Here is a 21,846-nt window from a genome sequence, read left to right as displayed (position 1 = left end):
GGGGGCCCTTCCGGCGTTCGTGGGTCAGGCGCTCGGTTCGCGCGGCGCCGGGGCGACGGCGGGTTCGTGCCGGGCCAGCCGGTTGCGGCGGTAGCCGTAGCCGAAGTAGATGACCGCGCCGAGCAGCATCCAGGCCAGGAACCGCAGCCAGGTCTCCACCGACAGGTTGAGCATCAGGTAGAAGCAGGCCAGCGCCGAGACGACCGGCAGCACCGGGGAGAACGGCACCCGGAACGGCCGCTCCAGGTCGGGGCGCTTGCGGCGCAGGATCGGCACCGCGATCGAGACCAGCACGAACGCGCAGAGCGCGCCGATGCTGACCAGGTCGGCCAGGGCGGAGAGCGGCAGGAAGCCGGCCAGCAGCGCGACCGCCACCGTCATGATCGCCGAGATCCGGTACGGGGTGCCCCAGCGCGGGTGCACGGCCGCGATCGAGGGCGGGATCAGGCCGTCCCGGGCGATGGCGAAGCCGATCCGGCCCATCGCCACCAGGTCGACCAGGATGACGCTGGTCAGGCCGGCAACCGCGGCGATGGAGACGAGCGTCGCCGCCCAGCCGGCGCCCACCGACTCGAACGCCGAGGCGATCGGGGCGCCCCGGTCGATCTCGGTGTACGGCACCATGCCGACGAGCACCAGCGAGACGCCGATGTAGAGCACGGTGGAGATCAGCAGCGTGCCGAGCAGGCCCAGGGTGAGGTCCCGCTTGGGCTTGCGCGTCTCCTCGCCCAGGTTGGCGACGGCCTCGAAGCCGGTGTACGCGAAGAAGACCACCGCGGCGGCGCTGAGCACCCCCACGAAACCGAAGACCGACGGCTCCAACCCGAACAGCGCCTGCGTCACCGGCTGCTTGATGCCATCGTCGCCACTGCCGGCGGGCTCGGCCGGCGGGATGAACGGGGTGAGGTTGGCGGCCTTGACGAAGAACAGGCCAGCGACCACCACGAAGACGCAGATCGACACCTTGACCAGCACCAGCAGGTTGGTGATCCGGGCGGACTCCCGGATGCCGACGATCGCCACGATGCCGAGGATCAGCACGATGGCGATCGCGCCGATGTTGACCGTGCTGCCCTCCTCGCCGAACCACCGGGTCGGCAGGTCGAGCAGCTCGGCGAGGTAGCCCGACCAGCCGCGGGCCACCACCGCCGCGCCGAGCGCGAACTCCAGCAGCAGGTCCCACCCGATGATCCAGGCGACGATCTCGCCCATCGTGGCGTACGCGTAGGTGTAGGCGCTGCCGGCCGTCGGCACGCTGGAGGCCAGCTCGGCGTAGCAGAGGGCGGCGAGCAGGGCGACCACGCCGGCGATGGCGAAGGAGATCACCACGCCCGGACCGGCGCTGTCGCGGGCCTCGATCCCGGTGAGCGTGAAGATGCCCGTGCCGATCACGATGCCGATGCCGAAGCCGGTGAGGTCGATCGCGCCGAGCCGCCGCTTGAGCCCCAGTCGGCCGTCGGTGCCGTCGGCATCGCCCTGGGCTATGACGTCCTTGATTGGTTTGGTTCGCAGCACCGACATGCGCTCACCCCTCCCACCGTGCGACCACCACCATGGCGGCCGGTGACCGGCGTTGCTACCCACCCCGGATCCCGGCCAACCGCCACGGATCATGCCGATCAGGTCACGACGCGGCGTGCGGTCCCGATCACTACCCGCAATCGGGCGCTCGGCGCGAATCGTCCGATCCGGTGACCGGGGAATCGATCAGGCCCGGCCCCTTGCGGGACCGTGCCGAGTGTGAAAATTTCCTACCAGCGGCACATTGCCCACGGCGAATCTTGCCGGGACGCCGCGAGAACCCCTGACACGGGAGCCCCAACGAAGGGACACACCGCATGAAGGCACCTCGACTCGGAGCGGCCGGGCTGGTCGCAGCCCTGCTCGGCACGCTGGTCGCCGCCACCCCCGCCCACCCCGCGAGCGCCGCGACCGATGCCGCCACCACCACCACCACCTGCGTCACCGACCCGGCCACGCCGAAACGACAGTTCCGGGCGATGTGGATCTCGTCGGTGGTCAACATCGACTGGCCCAGCAAGGCGTCCCAGACCAGCCCGGACCGGATCGCGGCCCAGCAGGCCGAGTACCGGGAACTGCTCGACCTCGCCGAACGGCTGCACCACAACGCCGTCGTCGTGCAGGTCCGACCGACCGCCGACGCGCTCTGGCCCTCGCCGTACGAGCCGTGGTCGGAGTACCTGACCGGCGTACGCGGCCAGGACCCGGGCTGGGACCCGCTGGCCTTTCTGGTCGACGAGTCGCACAAGCGCAACCTGGAGTTCCACGCCTGGTTCAACCCGTACCGCGTCTCCATGCCGGCCCCCGGCGGCGCCGGCGCCGACCTCAACCTGCTCGCCCCCGGCCACCCGGCCCGGGCGCACCCGGACTGGACCTTCGCCTACCCGCCGGCCGGCGTTGCCGGCAGCCGGCTCTACTACAACCCCGGCATTCCCGAGGTCCGCGAGTTCGTCCAGACCGCGATGATGGACGCGGTCAAGCGGTACGACATCGACGGCGTGCACTTCGACGACTACTTCTACCCCTACCCCAGCGGCACCTACCAGGTGCCCGACGATGCCGCCTTCGCGGCGTACAACCGGGGCTTCACGGACCGGGCAGACTGGCGGCGGGACAACATCAACCTGCTGATCCAGGAGATGAACGGCAAGATCAAGGCGGCGAAGCCGTGGGTGAAGTTCGGCGTCAGCCCGTTCGGCATCTGGCGCAACAAGAGCGCCGACCCGCTCGGCTCGGACACCACCGGCAGCCAGTCGTACGACATCATCTCCGCCGACACCCGCAAGTGGGTCAAGCAGGAGTGGATCGACTACGTGGTGCCGCAGCTCTACTGGTACATCGGCCAGTACCCGGCGGCCGACTACGCGCGGCTGGTCCCGTGGTGGGCCGAGACCGTGCGCGGCACCCGTGTCCAGCTCTACATCGGCCAGGCCGACTACAAGAGCGGCGATCCGGCGTACGGGCCGTACTGGCAGAACCCGCGTGAGCTGTCCGACCACCTGACGCTCAACCGGTCGTACCCCGAGGTGCAGGGCAACGTGCACTTCTCGGCCGTCCAGGTGCGGGCCAACCGGCTCGGCGCCACCGACATCTACGCGGCCGAGCACTACTCCCGCCCAGCCCTCGTGCCGGCCATGCCGCACCTGCCGTCGAAGCCGTTGCTCCTCCCGGTGGTCACCAGGGTCGCCCGGGAGGCCGACGGGGTGCGGCTGACCTGGCGCCAGCCCGCCGACGGCGTGGGCCCGCTGGGCACGGCCACGTCGTACGCGATCTACCGGTTCGACGGCACCACGCTGCCCGGGCGGTGCGCCACGGCGGACGCCACGCACCTGGTCGACACCGTCCGGGCCACCGCCGGCGGCACCCAGTCCTGGGTGGACACGTCGGCCGAGCCCGGCCGGCGCTACACCTACCGGGTGACCGCGCTGGACCGTACCGCCAACGAGAGCCCGGCCAGCCCGCCGGCGTTCCTGCTGCACTGACCCGTTCCGCGGAATGCCCCGGGTGCCTCGCGCACCCGGGGCATTCGTCTGTTTGAACGTATGTCACCAATAGTTGGCGGCGCACATACCGCCCAGTTGATCAGCTGATCGACACTCATCGACATCCGGTAACCCGCCGGTAACTTCCGTCCCACCGCTCACCCCGCGGAGGTAAACCGTGCCCCGACGTCTCGCCACCCTGTTCGCCTCGGGCGCGCTAGCGCTGCTCGCCACCCTCGCCGTCGCCTCCCCCGCCGCCGCCGTCACCCCCGCGGAGCGACTGTCCGTGCTGTCGAGCTGGACCCAGACCAGCGCGTCCAGCTACAACTCCTGGAACAGCGCCCGCGTCAACCGGGCCCCCTGGGCCGAGTACAACTTCGACTGGTCCACCGACTACTGCTCGTCCAGCCCGGACAACCCGCTCGGGTTCACCTTCAACCTGAGCTGCTACCGACACGACTTCGGCTACCGCAACTACAAGGCGGTCGGCCAGTTCTCCGCCAACAAGTCCCGCCTGGACAGCGCCTTCTACGAGGACCTGAAGCGGGTCTGCGCCACGTACAACTCGGTCGTCCGCCCGGCCTGCTACAGCCTGGCCTGGACGTACTACCAGGCGGTCCACATCTTCGGCTCGGTGGCCGCCGTCCAGCAGGCCGACATCGACCGAGCCGCCCACATGAAGGCCCAAGCCGAAGCCAAGGCCGCAACCCACTAACCCCACCCCACCCCCACCCGGCCCACCCACCCCCGTCGCGGTGATCATGAAGTTATTGCCCGTCCGCCCGGCGTGTCGTGGCAATAACTTCATGATCAACAAGCAGGGGTCAGGCGCGTTCCGTTCGGGTTGCGGGGTGCCGGTTGGGGCCGGCGGGGCGCGGGGGCGGCGCGTGTTGGGACAGGTCGGTGCTGAATCGGGTCGAATCCGCTGCCAGGTCCGGGTGTTCCACGTCGAGCGCCAGTGCCACGGCCTCGTCCAGGCCCATCTCGGCACCCTCCCCGTACGCGTCGTCGAACGCCGCGTCACCCGCCATCGACCGCAGCTCCGCCTGCTGGTCGGCCCAGTAGCCGCCGTAGATACCCGGCGTCGCCCGCATGCTCGCCCGGGTGGCCTGGGCCGCCCCGAACAGCCGCGCGGCCGTCAACCGGTCTCCACCGAGAGCGCAGCGCACCGCGATCGCGTTCAGCGTGTCGCAGGCCCGGCCGTGGTAGCCGTGACCCATCCGTGAGCGCAGCGCCACCAGCAGGTGCTCGTGCGCGGCGATCACGTCGCCCCGGGCCAGCGCGACCATCCCGAGCAGCATGTCCACCGAACGCCGGCCCCGCTCGACCGGCCGGGCGGCCTCCACCGGACGCGCCGCTCCCAGCAGCTCCGCCGCCTCCTCCAACGCGCCGCGCCGCCACAGCAGCTCGGCCAGGCTGAACACCGCGAACAGCGCCTCGCCGACCACGTCCTGCCCGTGGGCCCAGTCGATGACCTCCCGACAGACCCGCTCGGCCTCGAAGAACTGGCCCATGTCCACCAACGGCGCGGCCCTGCCGGCGAGCACCCGGGCCAGCAGCCCGGCGTCGCCGGCCTGTCGGGCGGCTGCCTCCGCCCGCTGCGAGTAGCGCAGCTCCTCGGCGAACTCGCCGTCGGCGCCGGCGTGCAGCGAGTGCATGTGGTACGCCGCCGCCAGCTCCGCGTCGGGGATCCGCTCGCCGGTCTCGGCGATCCGTCCGTACAGCCGGAACAGCCAGAGTCGACCCTCCCGGGCCAGCCCGCGCTCGCGCCACCACTGGTCCAGCCCACCGGCCAGGCGGAGACCGGCACGGGCGCTGCCGCCGGTGGCGCACCAGCGCAGCGCGGCCCGCAGCTCGTCGGCCAGCGGGTCGAGGGTGTAGAGCGACAACGTCACCGGCCGGCCGTCCGGCCCCAGGTGGGCCCGCTCCAGCGCGTGCGCCGACCAGGCCACGTGCCGGTCCCGGGCAGCCTGCTCCTCACCCGCCTCGGCCAACCGCCGTGCCGCGTACGCCCGAATCGGGTCGAGCATCCGGTACGAACTGCCGGCGGCGCGCGGCTCGGCCAACACCATCGACTTGTCCACCAGCACCGACAGTGGATCCAGCGGATCGTCGCCCAGCAGCCACTCCACAGTCGGCAGATCCACCGGCCCCGCGAAGACCGCCAACCAGCGCAACAGCCGCGCGGCCCGCGGCCCCAACGTGCGGTACGACCACGTGACGGTCGCCTGCATGGTCAGGTGCCGTTCGGTGGCCGAGCGCTGCACGGCCCTGCTCGCCGGGGTCGGCGGCGGTGTCCCGATCGCCGCGGCCACCAGGTCCACGGTGTCCTGCTGGTTGCCGGACCAGCCCCGCTCGACCGGCGGTGGATCCGGATCCTCCCGGCCGGCGTCCAGCGTGCCGAGGACGTCGTCCAACCGCTCGGCCAGCTGACCCACGGAGAGCACCCGCAGCCGGGCGGCCGCCAACTCGATGGCGAGGGGCAGCCCGTCCAGCCGCTGCACCACCCGGCGCAGGTCGGCCGACTCGGACGGGTCGGGCCGCCGACCGCCGCGGGCCGCCGCCGTACGGTCCAGCAGCAGCGCGACCGCGTCGCTCTCCGCGCCGTCCGGGCGGGGATCGACCGAGAGCGGCGGGATCCGCCAGACCACCTCGCCGGGCAGGCTGAACGACTCGCGGCTGGTCGCCAGCACCCGCACGCCACCCCCGCCGGAGAGCAGCCGCGAAATGACCTCGCCGCAGGCCGCCGGTTGCGTGTCGCAGGTGTCCAGCACGACCAGCATCCGGCGGGCGGCCGCGTACTCGACGAGGGTGTCCAGCATCGGACGGCCCGGCTCGGGCCGCAGCCCGAGCACCGCGGCGATGGCGAACGCCACCAACCCCGGGTCGGTCACCGCGGCGATGTCGACGAACCAGACCCCGTCCGGGTACGCCTCGACGACGCCACCGGCCAACTCCACGGCGAGCCGGGTCTTCCCCGCGCCGCCCGCGCCCAGCACGGTGACCAGTCGGTGCCGCTCCACCAACCGGCCCAGCTCGGCCCGCTCGACCTCCCGCCCGACGAACGAGGTCACCTGGGTCGGCAGGTTGTGCGCCACCGCGTCGGCGGTGCGGGGGCGGGGGAACTGCCGCTCCAGGCCGGGCGCGACCAGTTGGAACAACCGCTCCCGGTCGTCGAAGCCACGCAGCCGGTGCAGGCCCAGGTCCAGCAGGGTGGCGCCCGGGGGCAGCGGCTCGGCCCGGCGGGCCGTGGACGCCGAACAGAGCACCTGTCCGCCGTGCGCGGCCGCGGCCACCCGGGCGGCCCGATGCACCTCGGGGCTCGCGTACTCCCCGTCGCGGGGCTCGGCGTAACCGGTGTGCAAGCCCATCCGCACCCGGGGCGCGGCCTCCTCGGTCGGCCAGTCGTGGCTCGCCAACGCCCGCTGGGCGGTCAGGCAGGCGGTCAGCGCCGCCGCCGCGTCGTCGAAGGCCAGGAAGAACGAGTCGCCCTCGGTCAGCAGCTCCGCGCCACCGGTGGCGGCCAGGGTGCGACGCAGCAACCGGCGGTGCTCGGCGAGCACCGGGCGGTAGTCCGCGCCGAGCAGTTGGGCCAGCCGGGTCGAGCCCTCGATGTCGGTGAACACGAAGGTCACCCAACCGCTCGGGAGCTGGATCCGTGGCGACATGCGTGGAACCTCCGCCCGTGACGTCGGGTTCATGCTGCCTGACTCCGAGCGGTCACGCATCGTGAGAACGGCCGGGCACGTGCCGCCTCAAGGTGCCACTCGAACCCGCTCCCGGCAAGGCCAGCCCACCGGCCGGTCACCGGAACGCCCGGCTCAGCAGCCGCAGGCACCCCCGCAGCAGCCACCGCCACCAGCGGGAGCTTGCGCGCCACCAGCGCCCCGACCGGTGACCGACACCGCCGAGAGCAGCTTGACCGTGTCGACATGGCCCTGCGGGCAGGTGGCCGGCGCGCCGGCCTCCGCCATCGGACGGTTGACCTCGAAAGTGTCGCCGCAGGCGCGGCAGCGGAACTCGTACCGGGGCATGGCGATCAGGGTACGTGGGCCTGACGGTCGCCGGGGACATGAGTGATACTCGACGGGTGGTGGACGGCGAGGACAAGACGCGTGTGCAACCGCTTCGGCCGGCCGCGCCGCTGGACGGGCCGCTGGCCGAGTCGGGCGCCGCGCCGGATCCGGTGCCCGCGGCCGTGCCCCGCCCCCGCCGGCCCTGGCTCAGCGGCCGCACGACCGACGCGAAGGCCAAGACCCCCGCGACGCCCGTGACCGCACCCCTACCCCCGAGCGTCGATGCCGCGACCGGCGACCAGCTGGGGGACACCGCCACCGGCGACATCACCGCGGCGAAGCCCACTTCGGACACCACCGCCGCCGACGCCGACGCCGACGCCGACGCCGACGTCCCAGCCGCCGCCCCAACCGCCGACGACGCCCCAACCGCCGACGCGGACACCGACGCCGCCAACGCCGACAGCGCCAACGCGAAGACCGACGGCGCGAAGGCCGACGACGCGAAGGCCGACGACGCGAAGGCCGACGACGGGGCAGTCACGGTCGCGGCGGGCGCCACCGCCACCGACCTGACGGCGACCAAGGTGGACGGTGTCGCAGTGGTGCCGACGCCCGAGCGCGGCCGCCGGCGGCGGGTGCCGTTCGCGCACGCCGTACGGGTGCCACCGCCACGTCAGGCCGCGGTGACCGCCGCCCGGGCGACCCGCGCCTGGGCCCGCCGGCCCAGCGGTCGACTCACGGTCCCGGGGGTCTTCCTGCTGGTCCTGGTGGCCGCGACCGCCGCGGCGGGGGCGTTGCTCGTCCCGGCCACGATCCGTGGGTCCCGACCGGTGGCGGTCGACGTCACTGCCGCGCCGACCGTGGCCGTGCCGCCGGCGGTGCCGCTCGACCCGCGGCCCACCGGCCCTCTGCCCACCGGGCCGATGCCGACCGCGCCGCTGCCCACCGGAGCGTTCCCGAGCGGCGGCATGCCGACCGGGCCGGCCGTCGGTCCGACGACCGGCGGCCGTCCGTCGGACTCCCTGGCCGCCTGGGCGCAGCAGGTCGGGGCCAAGGTCAACATTCCCGCGACCGCGATGCAGGCGTACGGGTACGCCGAGCTGATGCTCGCCCAGACCAACCGCAGCTGCGCGTTGAGCTGGACGACGTTGGCCGCGATCGGCCAGGTCGAGTCCGGCCACGGCTCGGCCAACGGCGCGCGGTTGGGGACGGACGGCAAGGCGCTGCCCCAGATCATCGGGCTGCCGCTGGACGGGAACGGCGGCCGGATGCGGATCATCGACACCGACCGTGGGTTGCTCGACAAGGACAGCACCTACGACCGGGCGATCGGGCCGATGCAGTTCATCCCGACCACGTGGCAGGAGATCGGCGCGGACGCCGACGCCGACGGCGTGAAGGACCCTCACGACCTGGACGACGCCGCCCTGGCGGCCGGCAACTACCTGTGCAAGGGCGGCCGCAACCTGAGCATTCCGGGCGACTGGTGGAACGCGATCCTGTCGTACAACGACGTGCGGCGGTACGCCCAGGCCGTCTACGACACCGCTGACCGGTACGGACGGGCCAGCCGTACGTGATGTGATCGTCCGCGTACATTGGAGAACTGGACACTTCCCCCGAGCAGCCGTTAGCGGCAAGCTAGACGGGTGATGGTGCGCGAGTGGGACCCCAGGACCGCGTCGTCCGCCGAGATCGCGTCGCTGCTGACAACGCTGAACGCGGTGCTGGCGGCCGATCTGCCGCAGGACCCGCCGTGGCGGGAGACCTCCCTGCGGGAGTATCTCGGCGAGGTGATGCCCGGTGAGCGACGGATCTCCTGGCTCGCCCAGGCCGAACCGAGCGCTCCCGGCGAGACCGGCGCCGTCCTCGGGCAGGTCCACGTGCTGCTCCTCGGCGACATCGGGGTGCTCGAGGTGCTGGTGCATCCCTCCGTCCGACGCAACGGCCTCGGCCGTGAGCTGGTGCTACGCGCCGCCCGCCGCGTCTACCAGGAGGGTTTCCAGTCGATCGGGGTCGAGGTGGTCGGCGACACGCCTGCGGTGGGCTTCTACGAGTCGCTCGGCTTCACCCGGGAGTACGTGGAGACGCGCAGCGTGCTCGACCTGACCTCGGTGGACTGGGCCGAGCTGGCCGAGATGGCCATCGGGATCGGCGCGGGCTACCACCTGGAGTTCTACCCCGGTGGGCCACCGGACGACCTGATCGAGTCGTACGCGCGGGCCAAGGCCGAGGTGCGCGACGTCGACGACGGCGAGTTGCGTCCCAGCTCGTATGACCCGGAGCGGCTGCGGGACAGCCTGGACACCCTGCACCGGCGGGGCATGAAGCCGTACATCGTCCTGGCCCAGCACGAGCAGAGTGGCGAGGTGGCCGGCCTGACCGAGGTCGTGGTGCCGGCGCAGCACCCGACCCGCGCCGATCAGTACGACACGATCGTCGCGCAGGACCACCGGGGTTACGGCATCGACCGGGCGATCAAGGCGCGGATGCTGCTGGAGCTGCGCTCCGCCGAGCCGGAGCTGGCCGAGGTGCAGACCTGGAACGCCCAGGCCAACGAGGCGATGCTCAAGGTCAACGCGGAGCTGGGCTACCGGCCCGACCGGGACTGGTGCGAATACAGCGTCGACGTCGCCGAGCTGGTGCACCGCCTCGACCAGCCGCGCTGAGGAATTCACGAAACTGTCCGGTGGGGGATGGACGATGGACGGTTACGCACCTTAACGTGCGTTGACCCCCATCCACCCATCGTGGAGGCCCTATGCGCCCGCGCCGCACGACAGCCGCGCTCGCGATCGCCACCGCCGCAGTGACCGTCACGGCCCTCGGCGTCACACCCACCGCGGCCAGCGCCGCGCCTACCGACCTGTTCATCTCGGAGTACGTCGAAGGCTCGTCGAACAACAAGGCGATCGAGCTGTTCAACGGCACCGGCACCGCCGTGGACCTCACCGCGGGCGGCTACCAGCTCCAGCTCTACTTCAACGGCTCCACCACCCCGACCACCATCGCGCTGGCCGGGAACGTCGCTGCCGGGGACGTGTTCGTGTTCGCCAGCGCCTCGGCCGGGGCGGCCATCCTCGCCCAGGCCGACCAGACCACCGGGGCGAGCCTGTTCAACGGCGACGACGCGATAGTGCTGCGCCGGGGCACCACGGTGCTCGACTCGATCGGCCAGGTGGGCGTCGACCCGGGCACCGAGTGGGGCGCCGGCGCGACCAGCACGGCGGACAACACACTGCGCCGGCTGCCCACGGTGACGGCGGGCGACACCGACCCGTCGGACGCGTTCGACCCCGCCGCACAGTGGACCGGTCTGCCGATCGACACCTTCGACGGGCTCGGCTCGCACACCGTGGACGGCGGTGGCCCGGTCGACGCGCCGGCCACGCTGACCTGTGGTGGGCCGCTGGTCACCGCCGCCGGAACGGCCGCGAGCCGCGAGGTGACCGCCGCCGACCCCGACGACACGATCGTCGACCTGGCGGTGACCGCGGTCAGCCCGAGCCCGACCTCCGGCTCAATCACCCGTACCGCGTTCACCCCGGCCGACGGGGTGGGCGGCACCGCCCGCGCCACGATCAGCGCGAGCGCCGACCTCACCGCCGGGGCGTACACCGTCACCGTGACCACGACCGACGCGGGCGGTGGCACCGCCACCTGCACGCTGGCCGTGCAGGTCACCCGGGAGCTGACCGTCGGCGAGGTGCAGGGTCCGACCACCGACACCGAGTCCGGCCCCGCCGACCGGTCACCGCTCGCACCGGCGAGCGGCAACGGCACGAGCAGCACGATGTACGACGTCCGTGGCGTGATCACCCAGTTGACGCTTGCCCGTACGGCGGCCGGTGCGGAGCAGAACGGGTTCTTCCTGCAGAGCCGCAGCGGTGACACCGACGGTGACCCGACCAGCTCCGACGGCATCTTCGTGTTCATGGGCACGTTCACCTCGCTGATCGGCGGCTACGTGCCGACGGTCGGCGACGAGGTGGTGCTCCGGGCCCGGGTGTCGGAGTACTACAACCTCACCCAGCTCTCCGGCGCGTCGCTGGTCCGCCGGATCGCCACCGGCCTGGACGTGGACACGGCGGTCACGGTGACCGACGCGGTGCCGCCGGTCGAGCTGACCGACGCGCAGCGCTGGTGGGAGCGACACGAGGGCGCCCGGCTGCGCGTACGCGCGGGCAGCGGCGCGGTGAGCGGTCGCGACGTCTTCTCCTCCACGGCGGACGCGGAGCTGTGGGTCGTCGACCGGGACGACCCGCTGCTCGACCGCGCCGACCCGTACGCCCGGCGGGTCTTCAGGGACTCCCACCCGCTGGACAATGACCCGAGCCGGCGCTTCGACGACGGCAACGGTCAGCGCGTGCTGCTCGGCAGCATGGGTGTGAAGGGCACCGCCGGGGACAGCACGGCGCTGCTCCCGCCGGCGCACACCTTCGACACGCTGCGCGCGGACGCGGTGGGCGGCGTCTACTACTCGTTCGAGAAGTACGGCGTGCAGGTCGAGCGGGCCGAGTTCGACGCCGGGGCCGACCCGTCGAAGAACAACCCGCCGAAGCCGGCCGACCGTTCCCAGGAGGTCGCGGTCGCCACGTACAACGTGGAGAACCTGTACGACTACCGCGACGACCCGTTCGACGGCTGCGACTTCGCCGGTAACGCCGGCTGCCCGGGCGTCGCCCCGCCGTTCGACTACGTGCCGAGCAGCGAGGCGGACTACCGGGAGCATCTGACGTCGCTCGCCGACCAGATCGTCAAGGACCTGCACGCGCCCGATCTGATCCTGGTGCAGGAGGCCGAGGACCAGGACATCTGCACGGTCTCCGGGGCGGCGCTGGCCTGCGGCGACACCAACAACGCCGACGGCGCTCCGGACAGCATCCAGGAGTTGGCGCTCGCGGTGGCGGCGGCCGGCGGGCCGGCGTACGCCGCCACCTATGACCGGACCGGCGCGGACGCCCGCGGTATCACCGCCGCGTTCCTGTACCGCACCGACCGGCTGTCGTTGGCGGCCGCGACGGCGAACGACCCGCTGCTCGGCTCGGCGCCGACCGTCCAGTACCGGGCCCCCGGACTGCCCGGCAACGCCGACGTGCAGAACCCGAAGGCCCTCAACGCGGTGCTGCCGGCCGATGTGGACACGTCGACCGGGAAGGACGGCAACAACGTCTTCACCCGGGCACCCCAGCTGGGCAAGTTCACGGTGGCCGCGGCGCCCGGCGCGGCCGAGCGGTTCACCCTGTACGCGCTGAGCAACCACTACTCCTCCGGCCCGGACAGCCGGATCGGGCAGCGGCGGGAGCAGGCGGCGTACGGCGCGGCGATCGTCACCGCGATCGAGGCGGCTGATCAGAGCGCCCGGGTGGTCTACGGCGGGGACCTGAACGTCTTCCCCCGCCCGGACGACCCCATCGCCACCGGCGCTCAGCCGGCGCCGTCGGACCAACTCGCCCCGCTCTACGAGGCCGGCCTGCACAACCTGTGGGACACCCTCGTCGCGCAGGTGCCGGCATCGGCCTACTCGTACAGCTTCGAGGGGCAGGCGCAGACGCTGGACCACCTGTTCGTCAACGACGCGCTATACGGTGACCTGGTGCAGGTGCGGGCGGCGCACGTCAACGCCGACTGGCCGGCGGAGTTCACCGGGGACGGGTCGCGGGGCTCCAGCGACCACGACCCGCAGGTGGCCCGTTTCCGGTCCCGGGCGTCGTTGACCGTCACCGACACGTCTGTGGTCGAGGGCGACCAGGGCACCCGTCAGCTCACCTTCACGGCGACCGTGTCCCGTCCGTTGTCCCAGCCGGTGCTGCTCTGCGCCGCGACCGTCGGCCTCACGGCGCAGGCCGGTTCGGACTTCGAGCCATACGCCGGCTGCAAGGTGCTGGCCGCCGGTGACACCTCGGTGGCTTTCCCGGTCACCGTGCGGGGTGACCGGCGGCGCGAGTCGGACGAGAAGTTGACCCTGCTGGTGGCCGGGGTGCCCGGCCTGCGGCTGGCCGACCCCCTGGCGACCGGAACGATCACCAACGACGACTGAACGACGGCGCTGACGGCCCACCGTCCGGTTTCCCCGGAGGGTGGGCCGTTCGCGGTGTCAGTAGTATTCGTCGATGATCGGGGGCGGTGGCAGGTGCCGATACTGCGCGACCCGCACCTCCCACTGGCTGCGTCGGCGCCGCGCCTCGCGGTCCGCCGAGCTGCGGTGGTAGGTCTCCGGCGGCCGTGCCAGGCCGTAGATGTCCCCCCACCACTCCCCCGGCTCAGGATCGAGGATCGTATCGAGGTGGGCGGGGTAGCGGCGTCCGGCGCCGTCGTGAACGTCGTCGCGGTCGGCCATCGGTCGAATCACCCGGCCCTCCTGGTCCACCACCACCAGATAGAGCCCGGCCGCGCCGAGTAGGCGCTCCAGCACCGCCAGACTCGGTGTCAGACTGCCGGCCTCGACCTTGCCCACGGTCGACGGTGAGACCTTGGCGAAGCGGGCCATCTGGCGTTGACCCAAACCCTTCATCCGACGGGCCCGCCGGACCAGGCCGGTGATGGGAAACCGCCCGACGGTCGGGCCGGGTGGCGGAGGAGGAACGAGTGCGGAAGCCATCCGACAACCATTCTCGGCTGAGACCCGCCTCTCAACCCCTGTGGATAACCCTGTGGAAAGCTGGCCGGCTCAGGGACTCGCCGCACCCCCCACGCATCCTTTGCTCTGCTTCAACGGAGGCGACAGTGTGAGGCTCTTAGTGTTGCCTCCGCTGAAGCAGAGCAAAGGACGTCAAGGTGGCCCTTGGGCCTTGGGCCTTGGGCCCATGCCGGTGAGCTGCTCGCCGCCGTCGTCCGGATGGCCGTGGTTGACCAGCCGGGGCACCTGCCCTGATCGTCAGGGCGCGCGGGCGACGATCAGCGGACCGCGGACCGGTCGAGGTCACAGCTCGCAGAGGCGGCGACCGGAGCCGATGTCGTCCAGTGCCGCGTGCAGGTCGCGGATGCGCCGCTCGGCCTCGGCGGTCAGCCGATCGTGCAGACTCTGCCAGTCGGCCAGCTGGGGGTCGGGTGGCAGGGCCGCGAGCAGGTCACGGATCTCGTTGACGGTCAGGCCGACGCGCTGGGCCACCCGCGCCACCCTGATCCGGCAGGCCGCGTCGGCGTCGAAGCGCCGCTGGTTGCCGCCGGTACGGGCAGCCGTGATCAGGCCCTGCCGCTCGTAGAACCGCACCGCGGAGCCGCTGACCCCGCTCTCCCGGGCCACCTCGCCGACCGTCAACGTGCCCATCGCCACTCCCCCGCCGCCATTGACTTCACCATTAGTTCAAGTCCTAGCGTCCGAGGCATGACTACGCAAGAGGACACCGCACCGCCGACCGTCGCCGTGCTCGTCGGGAGCGTCCGGCAACCTCGGGTGGGCCGCTCGATCGCCGACTGGTTCGTCGCCCACGGGAGCCGCCGCCGGGACCTCGACCTGGACCTCGTCGACCTCGCCGAGGTGGCGCTGCCATTCGCCGACACCCCTCCCGGGGGCAATTCGGCCAGCCCGATCAGTGCCCGGTTGGCCGCCGCCGACGCGTTCGTGGTGGTGACACCCGAGTACAACCACAGCTTCCCGGCCGCCCTGAAGAACGCCATCGACTGGCACTACCGGGAGTGGGCCCGCAAGCCGGTGGCCTTCGTGTCGTACGGCGCCGGTTCCGGCGGCATCCGCGCGGTCGAGCAGCTCCGGCTGGTCTTCGCCGAGGTGCAGGCCGCCACGACCCGCTCCGGGGTGGTGCTTCGGGCTCCCTGGGAGCGACTCGACGTCGCCGGTCGGCTGGTCGACGACGAGCCGCTGCGGCAGGCCGCCGACGCCACGCTGAGCGAGCTGGCCTGGTGGGCCGAGGCGCTGCGCACCGCCCGCCGGGTCCGGCCCTGAGCCGACGACATGGACGCCTCCGCGCGACGGCTCGGCTGGTACCTGACCCTGGGTGGTCTGCTCGCGGTGATCGACACCACGGTCACCGTGGTGGCCCTGCCGAGGCTGGTCGACGACCTCGACACCAACCTCACCACATCGGCTGGGTCACCAGCGGCTATGCGCTCGCCCTGGTCGCGGTGATGCCGACCGCCGCCTGGGCGATCGGCCGCTTCGGCGCCCGCCGCACCTACCTGACCGCGCTGCTGATGTTCACGGTCGGCTCCGTGTTGGCCGGGGCCGCCTGGGGCGTCGGGTCGCTGATCGCGTTCCGGGTGCTCCAGGGGCTCGGTTGGCGCTCGCCTGGCTGACCAGCCGGCGACTTCCGGCCGCCGTCGCGGGCGCCGACGAGGTGGCCACCCCGGCGGGACCCATGGAGTCGGTCAGTAGCGCTGGCGGAGCAGACCGGCGGCTTCGACCGCCCAGTAGGTGAGGATGATCTGCGCGCCGGCCCGCTTGATCGAGGTGAGCGTCTCCAGCATGACCCGCTCCCGGTCGATCCAACCGTTCGCGGCAGCCGCCTCGACCATCGCGTACTCCCCGGAGACCTGGTAGGCGGCGACCGGGACGTCCACCGCGGCCCGCACCGCCGACACCACGTCGAGGTAGGGCAGCGCCGGCTTGACCATCACCAGGTCGGCGCCCTCGGCGACGTCGAGCGCCACCTCGCGCAGCGACTCGCGCAGATTGGCCGGATCCTGCTGGTAGGCGCGTCGGTCGCCCTCCAGCGCCGACTCCACCGCCTCCCGGAACGGGCCGAAGAACGCCGAAGCGTACTTCACCGCGTACGCCAGCACCGCCACATCCTGGTGGCCGGCGGCGTCGAGCGCCCGGCGGACCACGCCGACCTGGCCGTCCATCATCCCGGACGGCCCGACCATGTGGACCCCGGCTTCGGCCTGGGCGACCGCCATCTCGGCGTACGCGGCCAGGGTGGCGTCGTTGTCCACCGCACCGTCCGCGGTGAGCACGCCGCAGTGCCCGTGTGAGGTGAACTCGTCCAGGCACAGGTCGCTCATCACGACCGTGCTGTCACCCACCTCGGACACCACGTCGCGGATGGCGACGTTCAGGATGCCGTTCGGGTCGATGCCGCCGGACCCGGTCGGGTCACGCCGCTCGGGCACCCCGAAGAGCATGATCCCGCCGACGCCGGCCTGGACCGCCTCGGTGGCCGCCTTGCGCAGGGAGTCCCGGGAGTGCTGGAGCACCCCCGGGAGCGACCCGATGGCCCGGGGCTCGGTCAGCCCTTCCTTGACGAACATCGGCACGACCAGCTCGGCCGGGTCGACCCGGGTCTCGGACACCAGCCGACGGATCGCCGGGGAGCGGCGCAGGCGGCGGGGCCGGATCTCGGGGTACGACATGGGAGGGCCCTCCTGAAGACGACTACCGGAAGCGGAGGGCGGTCGGCCCCTGCACCTTCGAGCCACGGCGCTGCTTGGCCGGCATGGCGGCCAGCTTCTCGCGCAGCTCGACGGCGTAGGCGGCGAGCGCCTCCACCAGGTCGGGCACCGAGGCGTGCGGTGGCTGAACGTCGACCCGAAGGCCGAACTCCGTCGCGGTCTCCGCCGTCTTGGGCCCAATCACGGCAACAACGGTCCGCGCGTGCGGCTTCCCGGCGATGCCGACCAGGTTCCGCACAGTGGAAGAAGACGTGAAGAGGACCGCGTCGAACCCGCCCGACTTGATCGCGTCCCGGATCTCGGCGGGCGGCGGCGCGGCCCGCACCGTCCGGTACGCGGTCACGTCGTCGACCTCCCAGCCGCGCTCGGTGAGCCCGGCGGCGAGCGTCTCGGTGGCGATGTCGGCGCGCGGCAGCAGCACCCGGCCGACCGGGTCGAGGATCTCGTCGTGCGGCGAGAACTCGGCCAGCAGCCCCTCGGAGGACTGCTCCCCGGCGGGGATCAGCTCCGGCTGGATGCCGAACGCGCGGACCGCGTCCGCGGTCGCCTCGCCGATGCAGGCGATCTTGACGCCGCCGAAGTGCCGGGCGTCCAGACCGTGCTCGGCGAACTTCTCCCAGACCGCGCGGACCGCATTCACCGAAGTGAAGATCACCCAGGCGTACCGGCCGTCGACCAGGCCCTTGACGGCCCGCTCCATCTGCGCCGGGGTGCGCGGCGGCTCGACCGCGATGGTCGGCACCTCGCACGGGATCGCCCCGTACGCCCGCAGTCGGGCGCTCATCGCGCCAGCCTGCTCCTTGGTGCGGGGCACCAGCACCTTCCAGCCGTACAGCGGGCGGTTCTCCCACCAGCTCATCTTGTCGCGCTGGCCCACACCCGCGCCGACGGTGAGCACCACCCGGCCGGTGAAGCCGAGCGCGGCGGCCACGAAGCTGTCCACGGTCGACGTGGTCGTGTACTGGGTCTCGCCGGTGCCGTCGCCGGTCACCCCGACACCGGTGGTGCCGTCGACCCCGGCGGCCAGCAGGCCGTCCCGGACGGCGGCGAGGTCACCGGCGTCCACCGCGAGCGCGAGCGAACCCCGGCCGACGGCCGCGGCCAGCGCCTCGAAGTCCAGCGTGCTGACGTCCTCGACGTCGGCGGCGGTACGCACACCCGGCAGCGGGACCCCCGCGTAGGTGGCGACGCCCTCGGCCTGGCCGACGCCCGGCACCACCTCGAAGTGGGCGGCGGTGCGGGCCACCGCCTGCACCTCCTTGACCACCGAGTCGTGGCCGAACGGGTCACCGGCAACCAGGTGCACCGCGTTCAGCCCGGACCGGGCCGCGGAGATCAGCACCTTCGCCACGTCCCCCGGCGCGCCTTCGGCCGGGGTGAACTCGGCGTCGTCTCTGGCCTCGGCGCGGACGACGGCGAGCAGCGACTCGGGGACTCCCCGGTCGTAGATCACCTGGTCGGCGTCGACCAGGGCGTCGTGCGCCCGACGGGTCAGCAGGCCCGGGTCACCGGGGCCAGCCCCGACGAACGCGATACGGCCGACGGGCTTACGGGTGCGGGTCATTCTGTGCTCCCAAATTGCTGGGTCCCCGGGCCGGTGTGTCCTTCGTGGCCGAGGATCGAGTCGGCGCCGAGTTCGAGGAGTTCGGCGGCGAGTGCCTTACCGATCTCCGCCGCGTCGGCGGGCGTTCCGGTGCGGGACAGCCGGAGGTCACGAGTGCCGTCCGGGCTGATCACCGCCCCGCGCAGGTAGATCTCATCGCCGGTCTCGCCTTCGGCGAGTTCGGCATAGGCGGCGACGGGTGCGCTGCACCCGGCCTCCAGGGTTGCCAGCAACGCGCGCTCCGCGGTGACCGCGGCGCGCGACGGTGCGTGGTCGAGCGTCCCGAGCAGCTCGACCAGCTCCTGGTCGTCGACCCGGCACTCCACGGCCAGCGCGCCCTGGGCGGGCGCGGGCAGCATGAGCATCGGGTCGAGCGTCTCGGTGATCGCGTCGGTCCGGCCGATCCGGGCCAGTCCGGCCCGGGCCAGCACGACCGCGTCGAGGTCGGCCTCGGGGCCGAGCACCCGCGCCAGGCGGGTGTCGATGTTGCCGCGGATCGGGGTGACCTCCAGTTGCAGCCCGAGAGCGTGCAGCTGGGCGATGCGGCGCAGCGCGCCGGTGCCCACGGTGGCGCCGGGCGGCAGCTCGGCGAGCGTCCGCCCGCCCTGGGCGATCAGCGCGTCGCGCGGGTCCTGTCGGGCCGGCACGGCCGCGATGTGCAGCCCGGCGGCACCGGCCGTGGGCAGATCCTTGTAGGAGTGCACGGCGAAGTCGATCGTCCGGGCGGTCAGCGCGTCACGCAGCGCCGAGACGAACACCCCGACGCCGAGCCGGTGCACCGGCGCGCTGGAGCGATCGCCGGCGGTGACCACCTCGACCAGCTCGACCGGGCGGCCGGTGGCGACGGTCAACGCCTCGGCGACCTGGCCGGACTGGGCCAGCGCCAGAGCGCTGCCCCGGGTGCCGAGGCGCAGGGGGGCGGTCATCGCGCACCTCCGGTGGGCGGGATCTGCTCGGTGGCGTCGGCGCCGGTCACCGGGTAGTTGGCGGGAGTCAGCACGTCGGGGACGGTGTCCACCGGCGAGGTCTGCGGCACCTGGAGGTCGAACAGCTCGCGCAGCAGCGCCGCGTACTGGTCGCCACCGGGCTCGGCCGCCAGTTGGCGGACCTTGACGGTGGGCTGGTGCAGCAGTCGCTGCACCACGCGGTGCACCGTACGGGCCACCTCGGCCCGCAGGTCGTCGCCGAGGTCGGGGCGGCGCTGGGCCAGACGACGCAGCTCGGCGGTGACGACGTCGTCGGCGCGACCGCGCAGCGCCGCCACGGTGGGCGCCACGTCGGCGCCGCGCAGCCAGGTGAGGAAGCTCTCCACCTCGCCGAGCACGATCCGCTCGACGGCGGCGGCGTCCGCCGCGGCCGGGCCGTCGGCGAGCAGCGCCGCCATCCGGTCGATGTCGATCACCTCGACGCCGGGCAGGTCGGCGACGCCCTCCTCGACGTCGCGGGGGACGGCCAGGTCGAGCAGGACCAGCGGACCCCGCGCGGGGCCCCGCTCGGCGAGCGCGGCGCTGACCACCGCCCGGGTGAGGACCGGTTCAGTCGACGCGGTGGCGGCCACTACGATGTCCACTGTGGAGAGCGTGGCGGCCAGCTCGGTCATCGGCGCGGCGTCCGCCCCGTACGACTCGGCGAGCCGGACGGCCCGGTCGGCGCCCCGGTTGGTGACCGTGAGCGGCCCGGCGCCCTGCCGGGACAGCGTGGCCACCCCGAGCGACCCCATCGCGCCGGCCCCGATCACCAGGGCCGGGTGGCCGGCGAGGCTGCCGTCGAGGTGCCCGGCGGCCAGCTCCAGAGCAGCGGTGACCACGCTCTGGCCGGCCCGGTCGATGCCGGTCTCGGCGTGCGCCCGCTTGCCGACGCGCAGCGCCTGCTGCATCAGCTCGTGCAGCAGGCGGCCGGCCGAGTCGGCGCCGGTGGCCCAGTGGTACGCGTCACGCAGCTGGCCGAGGATCTGCGCCTCGCCCACGACCATCGAGTCCAGCCCGGTGGCGACCCGGAAGACGTGGTCCACGGCGGCGGTGTCGTAGTGCACGTAGAGGTGGCTGGCGAGCGCCGCCGGCGAGCTGCCGGCCTGCTCGGCCAGGACGGCGCAGATGTCGCCGAGCCCGCCGTGAAATCCGGACACGGCGGCGTAGACCTCCACCCGGTTGCAGGTGGAGACGAGTACCGCCTCGCTCACGTACGGCTGGGCGACCAGGCGGTCCAGGGTGCGGGTGAGGTCGGCGGGGGGCACGGCCAGCTGCTCCAGCGTGGCGACCGGGGCGGTCCGGTAGGACGCGCCGACGACGAGCAGTTTCACGTGCCGATCGCCTCCTGGGTGTCGGTGGCCGCGAGCCCGCCGGGCAGGGCCGTGAGAGCGGACCCGCCGGTGGCGGGCAGCGCGGTCAGCGACGCCTTGCGGTGCTCGTGGAAGGACAGAATCTGCAGCTCGATGGCGAGGTCGACCTTGCGCACGTCGACCCCCTCCGGAACAGAGAGTACGCACGGCGCGAAGTTGAGGATGCTCGTCACGCCGACCGCGACCAGCTGATCGGCGACCCGCTGGGCCGCGGCGGCCGGGGTGGCGATCACGCCGATCGCGATGGATTCCTCCGTGGCGACCGCCGGCAGCTCGTCGACATGCCGGACAACCAGGCCGTTGATCTCCTCGCCGACCCGGGAGGGATCGGCGTCGAGCAGTGCGGCGATCCGGAAGCCCCGGCTGGCGAAGCCGTCGTAGCCGGCCAGAGCGTGACCGAGATTACCCACGCCGACCAAGGCGACCGCGCGACGCTGAGTGAGCCCGAGCACGTACTCGATCTGCTCGATCAGCAACGCGACGTCGTAGCCGACGCCCCGGGTGCCGTACGAGCCGAGGTGGGAGAGGTCCTTGCGGAGCTTGGCGGAGTTCACCCCGGCGGCGGCCGAGAGGCCCTCGCTGGAGATCGTCTCGTGCCCGGCGTCGGCGAGGTTGTGCAGCGCGCGCAGGTATTCCGGGAGCCGAGCGACGGTCGCCTCGGGAAGGTCCGGGAGCGCCGGTACGGCACCGGCGCGGCCGGGCGCACCTGGGTGACGGTGCTGACTCATGAGACTCCGTGCGGTGCGATCCTCGGCCAACTCCGCTGGTCGGCCGCTTATGGACTCCCGCTGGCGACCGAGGTTGCCGGCTGTGCTAGCAGGGCGCGTCGGAACTAGAGAGTAGGCGCTTGTGAAGACGTGCACAAATCGCGATCTTGTCGCTCCGGGACGCGACCCCACCAGCACCTCCATTCCACAAGATCGATTGACCGGCCCTGCGCGCCCGCCACCTGGGCGATTATTGCTCAATCCCGACTTCTCTGACCAATCCCGCGTCGGCCGGTCCCGACGGCGGTAGGGCCCCTGGTCACGGGCG

General features: G+C 72.6%; 18 protein-coding genes. 8 read left to right on the top strand and 10 right to left on the bottom strand.

Annotation, left to right across the window (positions count from 1 at the left end):
* Positions 1-24 precede the first annotated feature (24 nt).
* Entirely contained in the window at positions 25-1,521 is a 1,497-nt protein-coding gene (locus ACFYPH_RS01935) for an amino acid permease (RefSeq protein WP_354854471.1), read from the bottom strand.
* 317 nt (positions 1,522-1,838) lie between these two features.
* Here ACFYPH_RS01935 and ACFYPH_RS01930 point away from each other — a divergent pair, with 317 nt between their 5' ends.
* A complete protein-coding gene (locus ACFYPH_RS01930; RefSeq protein WP_387178221.1) occupies positions 1,839-3,503 on the top strand; it encodes a family 10 glycosylhydrolase in 1,665 nt (554 codons plus the stop codon).
* 178 nt (positions 3,504-3,681) lie between these two features.
* The gene (locus ACFYPH_RS01925; protein ID WP_387178218.1) at positions 3,682-4,218 is read left to right on the top strand and encodes a phospholipase; all 537 of its coding nucleotides are present in this window, start codon (positions 3,682-3,684) and stop codon (positions 4,216-4,218) included.
* Between the two features lie 109 nt (positions 4,219-4,327).
* On the opposite strand, the gene ACFYPH_RS01920 is transcribed toward ACFYPH_RS01925, so the two are convergent.
* Entirely contained in the window at positions 4,328-7,171 is a 2,844-nt protein-coding gene (locus ACFYPH_RS01920; RefSeq protein ID WP_387178215.1) for an ATP-binding protein, read from the bottom strand.
* Positions 7,172-7,324: 153 nt separating this feature from the next.
* Entirely contained in the window at positions 7,325-7,537 is a 213-nt protein-coding gene (locus ACFYPH_RS01915) for a zinc ribbon domain-containing protein (RefSeq protein ID WP_354854477.1), read from the bottom strand.
* A 38-nt stretch (positions 7,538-7,575) separates the two neighbouring features.
* On the opposite strand from ACFYPH_RS01915, the gene ACFYPH_RS01910 reads away from it, so the two are divergent.
* From ACFYPH_RS01910 to ACFYPH_RS01900, 3 genes are all read left to right on the top strand, one after another.
* Positions 7,576-9,102 (top strand): lytic murein transglycosylase, encoded by a 1,527-nt coding sequence (locus ACFYPH_RS01910; protein WP_387178212.1) that lies wholly within the window; start codon positions 7,576-7,578, stop codon positions 9,100-9,102.
* 72 nt (positions 9,103-9,174) lie between these two features.
* Positions 9,175-10,191: a GNAT family N-acetyltransferase gene (locus tag ACFYPH_RS01905; protein WP_354854567.1), complete on the top strand. Its 1,017-nt coding sequence runs from the start codon at positions 9,175-9,177 to the stop codon at positions 10,189-10,191.
* A gap of 92 nt (positions 10,192-10,283) precedes the next feature.
* Positions 10,284-13,562 carry a lamin tail domain-containing protein gene (locus ACFYPH_RS01900; protein WP_387178209.1) on the top strand — a complete coding sequence of 1,093 codons (3,279 nt, stop codon included), beginning with the start codon at positions 10,284-10,286 and terminating at the stop codon, positions 13,560-13,562.
* A gap of 57 nt (positions 13,563-13,619) precedes the next feature.
* Here the strand turns inward: ACFYPH_RS01900 and ACFYPH_RS01895 are convergent, their stop codons facing one another.
* Positions 13,620-14,123 (bottom strand): helix-turn-helix transcriptional regulator, encoded by a 504-nt coding sequence (locus tag ACFYPH_RS01895; protein ID WP_354854483.1) that lies wholly within the window; start codon positions 14,121-14,123, stop codon positions 13,620-13,622.
* Positions 14,124-14,444: 321 nt separating this feature from the next.
* Complete coding sequence (locus tag ACFYPH_RS01890; protein ID WP_354854485.1) at positions 14,445-14,792, bottom strand: MerR family transcriptional regulator; 348 nt, start codon at positions 14,790-14,792, stop codon at positions 14,445-14,447.
* A gap of 57 nt (positions 14,793-14,849) precedes the next feature.
* Here ACFYPH_RS01890 and ACFYPH_RS01885 point away from each other — a divergent pair, with 57 nt between their 5' ends.
* The 3 genes from ACFYPH_RS01885 to ACFYPH_RS01875 are packed head-to-tail and all read left to right on the top strand — an operon-like array spanning position 14,850 to position 15,775.
* The gene (locus ACFYPH_RS01885) at positions 14,850-15,425 is read left to right on the top strand and encodes an NAD(P)H-dependent oxidoreductase (protein WP_354854487.1); all 576 of its coding nucleotides are present in this window, start codon (positions 14,850-14,852) and stop codon (positions 15,423-15,425) included.
* A 9-nt stretch (positions 15,426-15,434) separates the two neighbouring features.
* Positions 15,435-15,608 carry a hypothetical protein gene (locus tag ACFYPH_RS01880; protein ID WP_355064530.1) on the top strand — a complete coding sequence of 58 codons (174 nt, stop codon included), beginning with the start codon at positions 15,435-15,437 and terminating at the stop codon, positions 15,606-15,608.
* The gene (locus tag ACFYPH_RS01875; protein WP_355064529.1) at positions 15,608-15,775 is read left to right on the top strand and encodes an MFS transporter; all 168 of its coding nucleotides are present in this window, start codon (positions 15,608-15,610) and stop codon (positions 15,773-15,775) included. The genes ACFYPH_RS01880 and ACFYPH_RS01875 overlap by 1 nt, the downstream gene beginning before the upstream one ends.
* A gap of 72 nt (positions 15,776-15,847) precedes the next feature.
* Here ACFYPH_RS01875 and hemB read toward each other — a convergent pair whose 3' ends face one another.
* The 5 genes from hemB to ACFYPH_RS01850 are packed head-to-tail and all read right to left on the bottom strand — an operon-like array spanning position 15,848 to position 21,539.
* Positions 15,848-16,831: a porphobilinogen synthase gene (hemB, locus tag ACFYPH_RS01870; protein ID WP_354854490.1), complete on the bottom strand. Its 984-nt coding sequence runs from the start codon at positions 16,829-16,831 to the stop codon at positions 15,848-15,850.
* A 22-nt stretch (positions 16,832-16,853) separates the two neighbouring features.
* Positions 16,854-18,434 (bottom strand): uroporphyrinogen-III synthase, encoded by a 1,581-nt coding sequence (locus ACFYPH_RS01865; protein ID WP_354854492.1) that lies wholly within the window; start codon positions 18,432-18,434, stop codon positions 16,854-16,856.
* Positions 18,431-19,399 (bottom strand): hydroxymethylbilane synthase, encoded by a 969-nt coding sequence (gene hemC / locus ACFYPH_RS01860; protein WP_354854494.1) that lies wholly within the window; start codon positions 19,397-19,399, stop codon positions 18,431-18,433. The genes ACFYPH_RS01865 and hemC overlap by 4 nt, the downstream gene beginning before the upstream one ends.
* Positions 19,396-20,772, bottom strand: coding sequence for a glutamyl-tRNA reductase (locus ACFYPH_RS01855; RefSeq protein ID WP_354854496.1), 1,377 nt, complete (start codon positions 20,770-20,772; stop codon positions 19,396-19,398). Before ACFYPH_RS01855 ends, hemC begins: the two co-directional genes overlap by 4 nt.
* A complete protein-coding gene (locus ACFYPH_RS01850; protein WP_234582375.1) occupies positions 20,769-21,539 on the bottom strand; it encodes a redox-sensing transcriptional repressor Rex in 771 nt (256 codons plus the stop codon). The genes ACFYPH_RS01855 and ACFYPH_RS01850 overlap by 4 nt, the downstream gene beginning before the upstream one ends.
* Between the last annotated feature and the right edge of the window lie 307 nt (positions 21,540-21,846).

The sequence above is a fragment of the Micromonospora sp. NPDC005252 genome (assembly GCF_042872475.1).
Lineage (GTDB): Bacteria > Actinomycetota > Actinomycetes > Mycobacteriales > Micromonosporaceae > Micromonospora.
Note: the sequence above shows the minus strand (reverse complement) of the source record. Positions and strands in the feature narration are given on the sequence as shown.